This is a genomic window from Gluconacetobacter brunescens (assembly GCF_048695475.1).
In the GTDB taxonomy this organism is placed as follows: Bacteria; Pseudomonadota; Alphaproteobacteria; order Acetobacterales; family Acetobacteraceae; genus Gluconacetobacter.
On the sequence record NZ_JBLHEN010000001.1, the window covers coordinates 919,686 to 932,701 of the forward strand.

At 65.0% G+C, this 13,016-nt stretch carries 11 protein-coding genes; 4 read left to right on the plus strand and 7 right to left on the minus strand.

Going from position 1 to position 13,016, the window contains the following annotated elements:
- Positions 1–17: 17 nt before the first annotated feature.
- Entirely contained in the window at positions 18–977 is a 960-nt protein-coding gene (locus ACMAUO_RS04010) for a DUF4880 domain-containing protein (protein ID WP_420355690.1), read from the minus strand.
- 87 nt (positions 978–1,064) lie between these two features.
- Positions 1,065–1,583, minus strand: a complete 519-nt coding sequence (locus tag ACMAUO_RS04015; protein ID WP_420355691.1) for an RNA polymerase sigma factor — start codon at positions 1,581–1,583, stop codon at positions 1,065–1,067.
- Positions 1,584–1,770: 187 nt separating this feature from the next.
- Here ACMAUO_RS04015 and ACMAUO_RS04020 point away from each other — a divergent pair, with 187 nt between their 5' ends.
- From ACMAUO_RS04020 to ACMAUO_RS04030, 3 genes are all read left to right on the plus strand, one after another.
- Positions 1,771–1,923: a hypothetical protein gene (locus ACMAUO_RS04020; protein ID WP_420355692.1), complete on the plus strand. Its 153-nt coding sequence runs from the start codon at positions 1,771–1,773 to the stop codon at positions 1,921–1,923.
- Between the two features lie 97 nt (positions 1,924–2,020).
- Complete coding sequence (locus ACMAUO_RS04025; protein ID WP_420355693.1) at positions 2,021–4,894, plus strand: TonB-dependent receptor; 2,874 nt, start codon at positions 2,021–2,023, stop codon at positions 4,892–4,894.
- Between the two features lie 28 nt (positions 4,895–4,922).
- Entirely contained in the window at positions 4,923–6,515 is a 1,593-nt protein-coding gene (locus ACMAUO_RS04030; protein ID WP_420355694.1) for an alkaline phosphatase D family protein, read from the plus strand.
- 101 nt (positions 6,516–6,616) lie between these two features.
- Here ACMAUO_RS04030 and ACMAUO_RS04035 read toward each other — a convergent pair whose 3' ends face one another.
- Both ACMAUO_RS04035 and ACMAUO_RS04040 read right to left on the minus strand, forming a co-directional pair.
- The gene (locus ACMAUO_RS04035; RefSeq protein WP_420355695.1) at positions 6,617–7,498 is read right to left on the minus strand and encodes a PhzF family phenazine biosynthesis protein; all 882 of its coding nucleotides are present in this window, start codon (positions 7,496–7,498) and stop codon (positions 6,617–6,619) included.
- 12 nt (positions 7,499–7,510) lie between these two features.
- On the minus strand, positions 7,511–7,942 hold the full coding sequence (locus ACMAUO_RS04040; protein WP_420355696.1) for a UrcA family protein: 432 nt from the start codon (positions 7,940–7,942) through the stop codon (positions 7,511–7,513).
- Between the two features lie 194 nt (positions 7,943–8,136).
- Between ACMAUO_RS04040 and ACMAUO_RS04045 the strand changes: the two genes are divergently transcribed.
- Positions 8,137–9,573 carry an aminotransferase-like domain-containing protein gene (locus ACMAUO_RS04045; RefSeq protein WP_420355697.1) on the plus strand — a complete coding sequence of 479 codons (1,437 nt, stop codon included), beginning with the start codon at positions 8,137–8,139 and terminating at the stop codon, positions 9,571–9,573.
- A gap of 21 nt (positions 9,574–9,594) precedes the next feature.
- Here ACMAUO_RS04045 and ACMAUO_RS04050 read toward each other — a convergent pair whose 3' ends face one another.
- From ACMAUO_RS04050 to ACMAUO_RS04060, 3 genes are read right to left on the minus strand one after another with little or no spacing between them, the layout of a single operon-like run.
- Positions 9,595–11,421 carry an ABC transporter ATP-binding protein/permease gene (locus ACMAUO_RS04050; RefSeq protein WP_420355698.1) on the minus strand — a complete coding sequence of 609 codons (1,827 nt, stop codon included), beginning with the start codon at positions 11,419–11,421 and terminating at the stop codon, positions 9,595–9,597.
- 11 nt (positions 11,422–11,432) lie between these two features.
- On the minus strand, positions 11,433–12,275 hold the full coding sequence (locus tag ACMAUO_RS04055; protein WP_420355699.1) for an extracellular solute-binding protein: 843 nt from the start codon (positions 12,273–12,275) through the stop codon (positions 11,433–11,435).
- A 16-nt stretch (positions 12,276–12,291) separates the two neighbouring features.
- Complete coding sequence (locus ACMAUO_RS04060; protein ID WP_420355700.1) at positions 12,292–12,942, minus strand: trimeric intracellular cation channel family protein; 651 nt, start codon at positions 12,940–12,942, stop codon at positions 12,292–12,294.
- Between the last annotated feature and the right edge of the window lie 74 nt (positions 12,943–13,016).

Here is a 13,016-nt window from a genome sequence, read left to right on the forward strand (position 1 = left end):
AAGGTCGCCGATTTGGGTCACGACAGGACGATGGTCCGCGCGTCGGGTTCCGCCAGTTGGCAGCGCAGAAGCATCTGGACGGTTCGTGCAAAATAATGCGGCCGCAACAGGTTGAAGGTGCCCGTCAGTCGCTGGGTGGACATTGCCTGGTTCGCGACCAGCATGCGGGTTTCGGAATAGCGTGCGAACTGGGCCACGGCGTCTCGCAGCGGCGCATTGTCCAGAACGATCCGGGCGTCGCGCCATGCCCGGCTTGCCGCGATGTCACGTGTCGCAAGTACGCCTGCCCTGCCCCCGATGCTCTCGCCATCCGGGACCGAGACCATCGAGAAAACGGACGGCCCCGCGATCGTCCGACTGGCACCTTGCCGAGAAATGGCGATGCTGCCCTGATACGCCACCACGGAGATATTGCGCCCGTCCGCCAACAGATCGAAATCGGCATCCACCGCATGCAGAACCAGCGCGCCGGTCCTGATACGGACCGGGCGCGATGCTGTCTGAACCCCCATGCGACCGGACACCATCTGAATATCGGACAGGCGGCCGTGACTGGGAAAATACGCCATCGACAGCGAGTCCATCGTGATCAGGCCGCCCTGAAGGAAAAAGCGGCCGGGCGCTTCCCGCGCCGTTCTGCGCAGGAGAATGCGCTCCGACGTGGACCGCGTCGCAATCAGCCCGCTACAGCACGCGGCCAGCGCAGCGGCCCCGGCAAGGACACGCCTGCGGCCTGGACGGGCCTCCGCCGGAGCGGGCGTGGCGGCCACCGCGGCAATTTCGTCGGGCATGTAATCGAGCGACCGGAAGATCGCCTGTGCCCTGAGATAGGCGCCCAGATTGCGCATATCCTCCTGTAGCCACGCATCGAAACGCCGGCGCTCGGCATCCGATACCGCGAGGGCGTCGAGGATGGCCACCCATTCATTGGCCTGCGCCGTCCGATTGTCCGACATGATGTTGAGGATCTCGTTCACGTTTCTTCCTTCGTGGCGGCGCTCCGCTGTCCGTCGTTCCATCAGAACCCGAAGGATTTCATATTTTTCTGATCATTGGGAGAATATTCAGATCGCGTCCTGATCGTCTTCTCTGAAGTCCAGCAAATCGAGGCCGCGGGCCATTTCCCGTCTTACCGAACGCCGCGAAATGCCGAGTTTCAGCGCGATCTGCTCGTGGGACAGATTGTATATTTTGCGCATGACGAACACGTCACGACATAAAGCCGGCAGACCGAGCATTTTTCTCTTCAGGCGGTTCAACTCTTCGCGCGCAGCCACAATACGATCCGGGGGCGGCGACGTATCGGCAATGTCGATCTCTCCCGGATCGAGATTCCGATCGAGATATTCGACCCGCGCCTTGCGCGCATGCTCGACCATCAGGTTCCGGGCGCAATGGAAGAAAAGCGCCCGCCCGTTCACCACCCGATCCGGCGACCAGGCGCACAGGCGGGCATAGCATTCCTGAATAATGTCGTCGGATGTCGCATTGACCAGCCTGTGACGATGCAGCCATTGCCGCACGGCAGCCTCATGCGGCAGGATTTCCGCGGCGAGCCAACGAAACCGCTCTTCGCGCAGCAATCCCGCCTGTGTCGATGAGGCAGGAAAGCCCGGTATATTCTCTGACGTTTTCTGGGTCACTGTCTGCTGGCGTCCCCTCGTCCCGAGGCGCCCTCCTGACAGAATGATTTCCATTCGTAAAGAGCGGCAGGGTAGGCCCGCACCCGGCATCGTTGCCTGCGCGCGCCCTGTCCGAATCAGTTCCAGGATGCGTACCGCCGATGTGGAACGACCATATCCTACTGTTTTTCATGAAGATATTTTCCATCACCGCAACAAACCAGAGCCGTTGCCTTCGCGTGGAGTGGTTGGAGACAGCGCGGGAGCAATCCGCAACATCATGAAAATGAGAAAAAAATGAAATAAAACTTTCACACATATATTGCCTCCCCGGGGGAGGCGTCTTGCGCACGCCGCGCATCTTCCGGATATATTCTGGAAGTTATCGGGGTTATTCGATGCGTAGTCGCTATAATGCGCTAAAGGTCATTGCGTTCCTTGGGACCGGATTGTCATCCGGCGTCGCAATGGCCGCAACGCATTCCTTCAACATTCCCGCCGGTTCGGCGTCGGAAGCCTTCGATACCTATCAACGGCAAAGCGGTATCAGCATTCTGGCGACGGGTGCCGACACCAGGGGCATCCATCTCGCACCGGTGTCGGGAATGATGACCGACCAGGCCGCGTTGCAGGCGCTTCTGCGTGGCAGCCCGCTCCTCGTCAAGGCATTCAACGGCCGTGCCGCTGTGGTGATTTCGGCCCCCCAAAAGGCAATTCCGGCAAAAAAGACGGCGGAAGCCAACGATATCGAAACCCTGTTCGTCACCGGCCATCGCAGCGTGCAGTCGAACAAGCGGACATCGGATGTCATCGTCGACAGCATTTCGTACGATCCATTCGAGAATCTCGGTGGCACGTCGTCGATCGCATCGTCCCTGGTGCTGATCCCCGGTGTCGCCGGCATCGTCGACGCGGACGAAGCGCGTTATGTCAGCGTGCGCGGCATCGCGCCGGACCTGAACCAGACGACCGTGGACGGCATCACGATGGCGTCGGTAGGCCAGAGTGGCGGCGGTTCCCGCCAGGTCAACCTGCAGGACATGCCGGCTGAAATGATCAACCGGACCGATGTGTACAAGAGCTTCACGGCCGAACAGGATGGCGACGCGCTGGGCGCGGTGATCGACATGCAGCCGATGAGCGCGTTTTCCCACAAAGGTCTTTACAAATATTTCGACGGATACGGAATCTACTCTACCTACGGGGGAGCGGCCGGTCATAGCGGGCAAGCGGGTTACGATCGCCATTGGGGCGAAGGCGCGAAGGGCATCATTTCCGATACGTTCGGCAAGAACAGGGAATTCGGGTTTGTCCTGTCGAGCCGCTATCAGGTCCGCGTGCGCAATTCGACCAAGGACTGGCAATCCCTGCAGTATTTCGATCCCCAGGGGCATGATGCCAGTGCCCCGGTAGAGGGCGGATCGGTTGGACCATCGGCTTTTCATACCGGCAATTTCCAGAACGAGCTGACGACCGTCGGCGGATCGGGGCGGCTGGAATGGCAGCCGACCGGTACCGGGCTTCATGCCTCGGTCATGGGCTGGTCCTATGTGCGGTGGGAAAACTCCACGATGGACGACGCCCAATACTACCGGAAGGGCAATACCGGCATCCGGCAGGACGCGAACGGCCTGGACGAAATCCAGATCAACAGCCTGTATCTGAAGCGCCGGCAGGACCAGTGGCGGCGGCAGCATAACGGCATCCTGGGCGATCTCGACTGGACCCGCGGCCAGTCGAATTTCAGGATCCGTGCGGGCGAGACGACGGAAACATACGATAACGACGAGCCCTATATCCAGGCCCGCACCTATCCCCAGAATATCTGGGCGAGCTATACCGGCAGCCCAACCAATGGACTCTACGAGGCAACCGGCGGATGGAACAGCTTCGCCAAGACCGCCAAATATGCCGCCAGCAGCATCACCCACCTGGAGCAGCATGCCTGGGAGGGGATTCCCACAGCGCGCGCGGACTATACCTACAATGTGGGTCCGCATGCGCGGGGCTTCGGTCTGGCCACCGGATTCGAATGGCGCCAGTTGACGATCTGGGATGATTCGAACCAGCAGAATTACGATACCGGTGGAAATATGACGTCCTATCTCCTGAATACGGGATATGTCGCCTGGAAAAACAATATTTCATCGCCGGTGCTGAACGTCCCGTTCGACTTTCCATGGTCCAGCCTGAAGCAGAGTGCGGCCAACCAGGCGCTGACGGCATATGACCAGAGAATCTGGGATTATCGTTATCGTGAAAACGTCACGGATGGTTACCTGTCGCTGCATTACAATCTGGCCAACACGCATTTCATCGCCGGCGTGCGCGTCGACAATGTCGATTACACGGCCTGGACGCCTGTCACGAACTACAACAGCACGGCCGTGACAGGGACGACACGCAATCGTGGCGGATATATCAATCCGCTTCCGTCCTTCGATGTCGTCCATCATTTTCCGCACAGTGTGACCGTGCATGCGTCCTACAGCCAGTCGATCGGACGTCCGACACCGGGGAACATCGCGGCCGCGGAAACCATGTCATGCACCGGCGACGGCAGCGATTCCTCCGCGAGCGGTGGAACCCAATGCAGCATCACCAAGGGCAACCCCAATCTGAAGCCCAGGCGGGCACAGAATTTCGACGTTTCCGTCGACAAATATTTCAACCACAATAACGGCATGGTCAGTGCGGCCTTTTTCTCGAAATGGATCAAGGACGATATCTACAACCTGACCACGTACCAGATGTACCAGGGCGACCTGGCGCTGATCCGCCAGCCCATGAATGCCAGCGGTTCGAACATAAAGGGGGTGGAATTCAATGTCATGAACCGGAATATGTCGCTATGGGGCCAGGTCTTCGACGCATCCGCCAATGCGACCTGGATGCAGGGCAGCATGACCTATTCCAACGGCACCACCATGTTGCATACCAATCATCTGATCTACCAGCCGGACTATCTGGTGAACGGTGCGCTGACCTGGCATATTCCCGCCATTCGCGGCGCATTGCGCGCTACGGCGACCTATTCCGGGAAGTATCTGACCGGCCTTGGCAACCAGCCCTGGCAGAATACCGGCTTCGGTTCCCTCTTTTCGCTCAACCTGGGTTTCTGGCATCAGGTCCACGATCACATCACCCTGAAATACGAGATCATGAATCTCGCGGACCAGCAACCCGTCTGGAGAACTGGCAGCACATTGCAGTATATTTCAGAAAAAGACAATTACGGCCGGTCTTTCTACTTCCACGTCATCATCAACTGACCGACCCATTCCAGAGGACATGAATCCGATGCAATTCACACGTCGTGATTTCGGCCGATTTATCGGCGCAGGCGGGCTGATCATGCCGTTCCATGCGTGGGGCGGTATGATCGCGCCACGAAACATTCTGCGCAAGCCGCATTTCGAGAGCACCCCTTTCACACTGGGCATCGCATCGGGTGACCCGTCCGTCGACGGCTTCGTGATCTGGACCCGCCTCGCCCCATCCCCGCTCGACGAGATGGGGGGCATGCCCTCGCGCCCGGTCCTGGTCGACTGGGATGTCAGCGAAGACGAGACCATGCGCGCGCCAGTCCTGTCCGGGCAGGCGCTGGCGCACCCGGAACTGGCGCATTCGGTGCATGTCGAACTCGCCGGGCTGCAACCCGACCGCCCCTACTGGTACCGGTTCCGGATCGCGGGATTCGAAACGGTGGTGGGGCGCGGCAGGACGCTGCCCCTGCCGGGCGCGGCCGTGGCGCGTGTCCGTTTCGCCGCGGCGGGATGCCAGCATTTCGAAAACGGCTTCTATACCGCCTGGCGTGCCATTGCCGGGGAACCGATCGATTTCGTCTATCATTATGGCGATTATATCTATGAAAGCGGCGATAGCGGCGACGGCCCGCACAAGATCAACGGGCGCATGGCGGTGCTGCCGCGTCGGCACGCGGGGCCGGAAATCTACTCGCTGGACGAATATCGACGGCGTTACGCACAATACAAGACGGATGCGGACCTGCAGGCGGCACACGCGGCATGTCCCTGGTTCGTGGTGTTCGACGATCATGAGGTCGACAACAATTGGGCTGGCAACACGGACCAGGATGGAACACCGTCCGACGTGTTCCTGACGCGACGGGCCGTGGCGATGCAGGCCTATTATGAACATATGCCCCTTCGCCGCGCCTCCATGCCCGTCGGCAGTGCAATGCGGATCTATCGTTCGGCCCAATTCGGCGACCTGATGAATGCCTTCTTTCTGGATACACGCCAGTTCCGCAGCGACCAGGTTTATGGCGATCGCGATGTGCCCCAGGGTCCGGATGTCTGGTCGGCCGATCGTACCATGATGGGCGACACCCAGGAGGAATGGCTTTTCACCGGCCTCGCCAGATCCGGCACGCGGTGGAATCTGCTGGCGCACCAGGTGATGCTGATGAACCTGGCACATCGGACGTCACCCAGTTCCGAACTGATCTACAGCATGGACCAGTGGTCGGGCTATCTGCACAGCCGGCGGAAACTTCTACAGTTCATCGAGGCCCATTGCCCCGGCAACGTGGTCAACGTGACCGGCGACGCGCATCGCCATTTCGCCGGCGACATCGTTCACGACCCGGATCATCGCAAACCGCTCTCCGTCGAGTTCCTGGCCACCTCGATCACGTCGGGTTTCGACGGCTGGGGCGACCAGGATGGCTTCAGCCGCTCCGTCCGGGCGGAAAACCCCCATCTGAAAGCGACGATCGACAGGCGCGGCTACGTGGTGTGCGACGTTGGCCGAGACGTCTGGCGCGGCGACCTGAAAATTCTCGATACCGTCACGCAGCATGACGGCAGGGTGTCGACTTATGCCAGCTTCGTGACCGAAAGGGGCAACCCCGGCCTGGTGAAGGCATAGCCCGTCACGGCCTGGTGCCGGAGCGGCCTTGATGGCCGTGAGCACCGAAGCGCAGGAAACGCGCGTCGGATCGCCGCCAGCGCGCATTTCCAAACAGGCTCTTACAGCGTGACCTGACCGCTGATCCGGGTCACGGTCTCGCCGCCAACCCAGATGCCGGCTTCATCCCGTGCCACCCGCACCCGCCCCATTCGGCCCAGCACGGTTCCCTGGCTGGCAATATAGGCGTGCGGCGCCAGACCGCATTCGATCAGCCATTTTGCCAGTCCAGCATTCAGGCTGCCGGTCACCGGGTCCTCGAAGACTGCCGCGCCTCCGGTAAACGCCCTGACTTCGAATTGCGCCGCATCCCCGTCGCGCAGCGGGTTCCACGGCGCGACCAGACCGACGTTCCACCCAGCCAGAGCCTGTGAATCAGGCCGAAGCGCCAGAAGCTCCTCCCGGTCCCGCAGCATCAGACCCAGCCAGCCGGGGCCGTTATCCACCCAGTTCGCGGCGATCACCCCATCCGGCGACAATCCCAACAACCGTGTGACGACCGCCAGATCGGCCGCATCGACCGCTCCCGCGCGCCGCAGCGGCGGCGCGGCGAAGGCCAGTACGTCGCCCTCGCGCCGCACCGTCACCAGCCCGGCACCGCATTCCTGCACCACGTCGCGCCCCTGCGGCACACCACCCATCGCCAGCCAGACATGGCACGATCCCAACGTGGGATGCCCCGCGAACGGCAGCTCCTCTTCCGGCGTAAAGATCCGCACCCGGTAGTCGGCACCGGGCACCGTGGGCTCCAGCAGGAACGTCGTCTCGCTGAGATTCATCCAGTTCGCAAAGGCCGCCATCCGCGCATCATCCAGCCCATCCGCTCCCGCGACAACGGCCAGCGGATTGCCTTTCAGCGGCGCGGCCGCGAAGACATCGACCTGGTGAAAGGCGTATGTCGTCATCTTCCGTTTCTCCACATCATCCCGCTCGTTCATGCTCATGCGCCGGCTCCGTCAGGCCGGCGGCGTATCGTGCAACGCGGCGCTCAGCCCCGGTGCTCCGATCCGCGCCACAGCCCGCGCCAGAGCCTGTTGCCGGCAATCCGACCGCTCGATAGCGGCACGCAGTGCATCCAGGCTGGCCCGGTCGTCGCCGCACGCCACCAGCGCAGCATGATCCAGCCGCGCCAGCAGCCCACGCGCATGCGCCGCATCGCGCAGGTCGGCGGCGTCGTATGTCACCCGCACCGCATCCGTCTTGTCCGCCGGCGCGTCCTGACCGTTTGCCGGCCCATGCACCGCCAGCAGCAGGACCAGGCCGAGGGCGATGACCAGCCCGATCCCGATTCCCTCGACATGATTCCAGATCCCGTTCGACCCGGACAGCCGGAACGGCCAGGCTCGCTTCCGGGCCGACCCCGTCGCCTTTCCCATGATGACCATCATCAATCATCCTCTTTCAGCACGAAGAGTCCGTCCGCGCCGAGGCATCCTTTCCCCCGGCATGCAGGACAATTCCAGAAATTGTACTATTACAATTCAGTTTTTCTCTTCGTTCCTGGAGTTTTATTCTAGGACATTCGACGGTCAATCGTTATATTGTCATATATCAATCAGACCCCATTCCCATGGCAGGCCGCATGACCCCTCAATGGCGCCCCGACATTCCACCCCCGCCCGGCCCGCTCTACCACCGTCTGGTCGACGCGATGGAGCGGGACATCGCATCGGGGCTTCTACCCGCCGGCAGCCGCCTGCCGCCCCAGCGCGACCTCGCCTACGCACTCGGGCTCAGCGTCGGCACGGTGACCAAGGCCTATGCCGAGGCCGAGCGACGCGGCCTGCTGCTGGCCCATGTCGGCCGCGGCTCCTTCATCCGGGGCGCGAGCCCCGACATCGCGATCGCCACCAGCTTCGATCCCGTGCCTGCCGCCTCCGCCCCGGAGGCAACCAGCCTGCCGGGCGCCTGCATCGACCTGCGCTGCAACATCCCGCCGCGTGTCGGATTGTCCCGGGCGCTGGAACGCGCGGTCGCGGACCTGGCCGCCACCGGGCACCTGGAACCCGCCGTCCAGTATATCCAGGCCAGCGGCCTGCGCTCGGTGCGCGAAGCCGGGGCTGCGTGGCTGGCGCGCCGCTACGGCCTGGCATGCGACCCGGCCGATCTGATCCAGTGCAATGGCGGCCAGCACGCGATCGCGCTGGTGCTGTCCTCGCTCTGCCGGCCGGGCGACATCGTGCTGTGCGAGTCCGCCACCTTCTACGGCGCCCGCACCGCCGCCGAACATATGGGCCTGACATTGCGCGGCGTGACGATGGACGAGGAAGGGTTGATCCCGTCCGCGCTGGAACGCGCCGCCCTCGAAACCCGCGCCCGCGTAGTGTTCACGGTGCCGACCCTGCAAAACCCCACCACCCGGACCATGAGCCTGTCCCGGCGGCAGGACATCGCGCGGATCGCCCGGCAGCACGATCTGACGATCTTCGAGGACGACGCCTACTACCTCTATGCCGATCCGGCCGACCGCCCGCCGCCGCTCGCCGCCATCGCGCCGGAACGCACGGTCTATCTCGCCAGCATTTCCAAGGGGATCTGTCCGGGCTTCCGCCTGGCCTTCGTCACGCTGCCGCCCAATGTGGCGCGCGAGAGGATCATGCGCGGCATCCGCGCGCTGGGCTATTGCCCGCCGGCACTCGGCGGCATGATCTTCGCGCGCTGGGTGGCGGACGGCACCGCCGACGCCGTCGCCGACGCGGTCCAGGCCGAAACCGCCGCACGCCTGGCCATGGCCTGCCAGATCCTGGGGCCGGCCATGGACAGTCCGGGCGCGGCGCGCTCGCCCCATGTCTGGGTGCCGCTCTCCCCACTGGCGGCCCAGCGTACCCTGAACCACGCCCTGCGCGCCGGGGTGGAACTCACACCGCCCGAAGCCTGCTGCGTGTCCCGTGACGCCGAATCCGGTCTGCGGATCTGCCTGGGTGCCCCGGACAATCGCCCGGCCCTGGACCGCGCGCTGCGTATCGTACGCGACGCCATCAACGAACCCGTAACCAGCGAGGCCACCGGCATCATCTGATCAGGCCCCAAAACCCGGACATCAGGCCGCCGGCCAGACCTGGAGGCAGCACGGGTCGATGCTCACCCGGCACGCGCCATCCGCCTTGCAGGACGGATCGGCCAGGATCTCCAGTTCGGCATCGCCCAGAAGCAGCCCCATCGGGCGCTGGCCGTCGCGCACCGTTCCCCGCCACAGGATGCGCGCCGGATAGGCGCCGTCTTCCGCCAGCCGGATCTGATAGGGCCGCGCCGACCAGCGCACCCGCGTCCCCGGCGGCGGCAGCTCCGTCCCCTCGCCGTCCGGATGCCGCACCAGCAGCTCCACGCCCTGCCCCACGTCGATCCGCCCGTCCGGCAGCATCACCCCGTCGCCGATCGCCTCCGCACCCAGCAGGCGGGCGGCCAGTTCGCCGCCCGGTCGGGCGAACACATCGGCGGTCGGGCCGGCACGGATCACGCGGCCGCCATCGAGCAGCACGAGTTCCTCCGCCATCGCCAGCGCCTCCGCCGGATCATGAGTCACCAGCACCGTCAGCACCTCCATGCCGCGCAGCACGGCCAGAACCTCCCGCCGCAGCCGCACGCGCAAGGGGGCATCCAGCGCCGAAAACGGTTCATCCAGCAGCACCAGGTCCACACGGCGCCGCGACAAGGCGCGCGCCAGGGCCACCCGCTGACGCTGGCCGGGCGAGAGTTCGGCCGGATACCGCCCCGACAGAGCCTCAAGCCCCAGCACGCCCACCCAGGCCGCCGCCCGCTCCGGCACGCAATCGGTCGCGAACGCCACCTGCCGCGCCACCGTCAGATGCGCCGGCAAGGCATAACCCTGCGGAACATAGGCAACGGCACGCTGCTCCGGCGGCAGCGGCGACAGGTCGCCTCCATCCAGCCGAACCTGCCCCGCCACATCCTCCAGCCCCGCGATCGCCCGCAGGGTCATCGATTTTCCCGATCCGGACCGCCCGAGGATGGCAATGCGCCGCGCCCGGCTTTCCAGCGTCACGTCGAGGGTAAAACCCGGCAGGGCACGGTGGATCGCCAGCGCCAGATGCCGCGGCGGCGCCTCCGCCCCCTCCCGCGCGGCCAGAAGCGGCAACGGACCCGTCCGGGGGGTGGCGCCACGGGCGATGGGCCGCGTCAGCCAATGCCCCGCCGCCATCACCAGCCCGGCCAGCAGCAGGGTCGGCGCCAGCACCGGCAACATGGCCGGCAATCCCGCCTCGCCGAACGCGACATAGGTAAAGACCGGCAAGGAATAAGGATGATACGCAAGCATCACCGTCGCGCCGAATTCGCCGAAGGCCCGCAGCCATGCCAGGACCAGCCCGGCCAGGATCGGCCGCCACGCCAGCGGCAGGCTCACCCGGCGAAAGATGGCGCCCGGCCGGTGCCCCAACGTCGCCGCCACATCCTCCAGCACCGGATCGACCGCCGTGAAGGCCGACCGCGCGGCGATGATCAGGAACGGCGCCGCGACGAACATCTCGGCCGCGACGATGCCACCGAAATGCTCGCTCAGCCCCAGTCCGCCCAGCGGCCCGCCATAGCCCAGCAGAAACAGCAGCAGCACGCCACCCGCCAGCGGCGGCAGGGCGAGCGGCAACTGCACCACCCCGCCCAGCCACACCGTCCACCAGCCCCGCCCCCGCGCCAGCACATAACCCAGCGGAATGCCGAACAGCCCGATCACCAGCGTCGCCACGCCGGCACTGGCCATCGACACGCCGGCGGCCCGGGCCAGTCCGGCGCGATCCACGCCGGACCAGTCCGCATCGCCCAGCCGCATCATGCCCGCCACGAAGGGTGCCAGCAGCCACAGGCCAAGCAGACAGGCCAGCCCTTTTACCGCACCGGGCATCCGCCGCATGGCTCGCGCCGTCAGGGACGAAGGACCGGCCGCAGCAGCGCGGGCAGCGTCCTGTCATCCCCGGCAAGAACCGGCACCATCTTCTCCAGCCCATGCTGCCTCAGGATGGCGCTGCCCTCCCTGCCCAGCAGGAAGGCAACGAACCGGGCCGCCCCGTCCGGGTTCGGCGCATCCTTCAGGATCGTGACCGAATAGCGGGCCGCCAGCGACAGGTCCGGCGGCAGTTCCATACTCGGGATATGCAGGTCGGCGGTTTCCATCGCGTAGAAGAAGCCGACATCGATCTGCCCCGATTGCAGGCGCCCGACCAGATTTTCCTCCGGCCGCACCTGCCCGGACCGGTCGGCGCCCATGATCCGCCCCGCCAGGCCGGGCTGATGGTAGAACGCCTCGGCCCGCTGCAACATCTGGACGGTCAGCGCCCCTTTCGGGTCCAGCGCCGGATCGGTCCGGCCGATCCGGATGCCGGGCGATTGCAGGACCTCGTACCAGGGCCGCGTCCGCAAGGCATTGGCAAAGGCACTCTGCGGGTTGTACCCGATCACCAGCGGCGAGCGCGCGAAGACGATATACCAGCCTACCTGATCGCCCAGCCGGCCATTCAGGGCCGGATCGGCGCTGATGAACACATCGCCCCGCCGCAGCCCGCCCCGGATCTGGTTGACCAGGGCCCCCGAACCGCCCGCATAGCCGCGAAAGATATCAGCACCGGTCGCGTCGAAGGCCGGGGCGATCCCCCGTTCCATCAGGTTCAGCAGCGACCCGGCATACAGCACGTCCACGGTCCGTTCGCCCCGTGCCCATGCCGGAACGGGCAGCATCGCCGCCCCCAGCAGCATCGTCCGACGTCGCATGGTCTCTCCCGCCCGTTTACCGGGAAAGCAGCATAGCACCCGGCAGGTTCCAGCCATAGCGCAGCGCCAGAAGCCGCAGGCCGAAGCAGACGAGGCCGCCCGCCACGGCCCCCCAGGCTACCGGCACCGCCAGCCGCCGGCTGGCGACGACCACCGCCGCGCCGGCCAGCGCGGCGGTGGCATAGATGTCCGAAACCAGGATCAGCGGCACGCGCGCCAGCAGCAGGTCGCGCATCACACCGCCGCCCACGCCCGTTACCATGCCCATCAGCGCCGCCCCCAGCGGGCCGACCCCGCGCGACAGGGCCTTCTCGGCCCCCGCGACGGCAAACAGCGACAGGCCGGCGGCATCCAGCACCGCCAGCACCGATCCCCCAGGCGCAAGCCGCAGGGCGGGCGGGAGAAGAAACACCACCAACCCGGTGAGGAAGGCCAGCGCCGGATAGCGCCAGTCGCGGATCGCGCTGGGCGGCACGGCGCCGATCAGCACGTCGCGGATCATGCCGCCGCCCAGCGCGACCACGCAGGCCAGCACCATGATGCCGAACAGATCGAGATGCCGCGCGGACGCCACCATCGCGCCTTCGGCGGCGAATACCAGCGTTCCCGCCAGGTCGGCAAACAGAACGACCGAAGCCAGGGTTGGGCGCATGAGAGTCTGGCGCATGTCAGAACCCGCTGGCCCCGCTTGGCAGCGGGAGGCCGGAACGCGCGTACATCAGCACCTCGCCCGCAGCCCCC

What these genes read in the sequence shown, in the direction of transcription:
- ACMAUO_RS04030 (WP_420355694.1), top strand. Translation starts at nt 4,923, where the DNA reads ATGCAATTCACACGTCGTGATTTCGGCCGATTTATCGGCGCAGGCGGG.
- ACMAUO_RS04055 (WP_420355699.1), bottom strand. Translation starts at nt 12,275, where the DNA reads ATGCGACGTCGGACGATGCTGCTGGGGGCGGCGATGCTGCCCGTTCCG.
- ACMAUO_RS04045 (WP_420355697.1), top strand. Translation starts at nt 8,137, where the DNA reads ATGACCCCTCAATGGCGCCCCGACATTCCACCCCCGCCCGGCCCGCTC.
- ACMAUO_RS04020 (WP_420355692.1), top strand. Translation starts at nt 1,771, where the DNA reads ATGCGTACCGCCGATGTGGAACGACCATATCCTACTGTTTTTCATGAA.
- ACMAUO_RS04060 (WP_420355700.1), bottom strand. Translation starts at nt 12,942, where the DNA reads ATGCGCCAGACTCTCATGCGCCCAACCCTGGCTTCGGTCGTTCTGTTT.
- ACMAUO_RS04040 (WP_420355696.1), bottom strand. Translation starts at nt 7,942, where the DNA reads ATGATGGTCATCATGGGAAAGGCGACGGGGTCGGCCCGGAAGCGAGCC.
- ACMAUO_RS04050 (WP_420355698.1), bottom strand. Translation starts at nt 11,421, where the DNA reads ATGCGGCGGATGCCCGGTGCGGTAAAAGGGCTGGCCTGTCTGCTTGGC.
- ACMAUO_RS04025 (WP_420355693.1), top strand. Translation starts at nt 2,021, where the DNA reads ATGCGTAGTCGCTATAATGCGCTAAAGGTCATTGCGTTCCTTGGGACC.
- ACMAUO_RS04035 (WP_420355695.1), bottom strand. Translation starts at nt 7,498, where the DNA reads ATGAGCATGAACGAGCGGGATGATGTGGAGAAACGGAAGATGACGACA.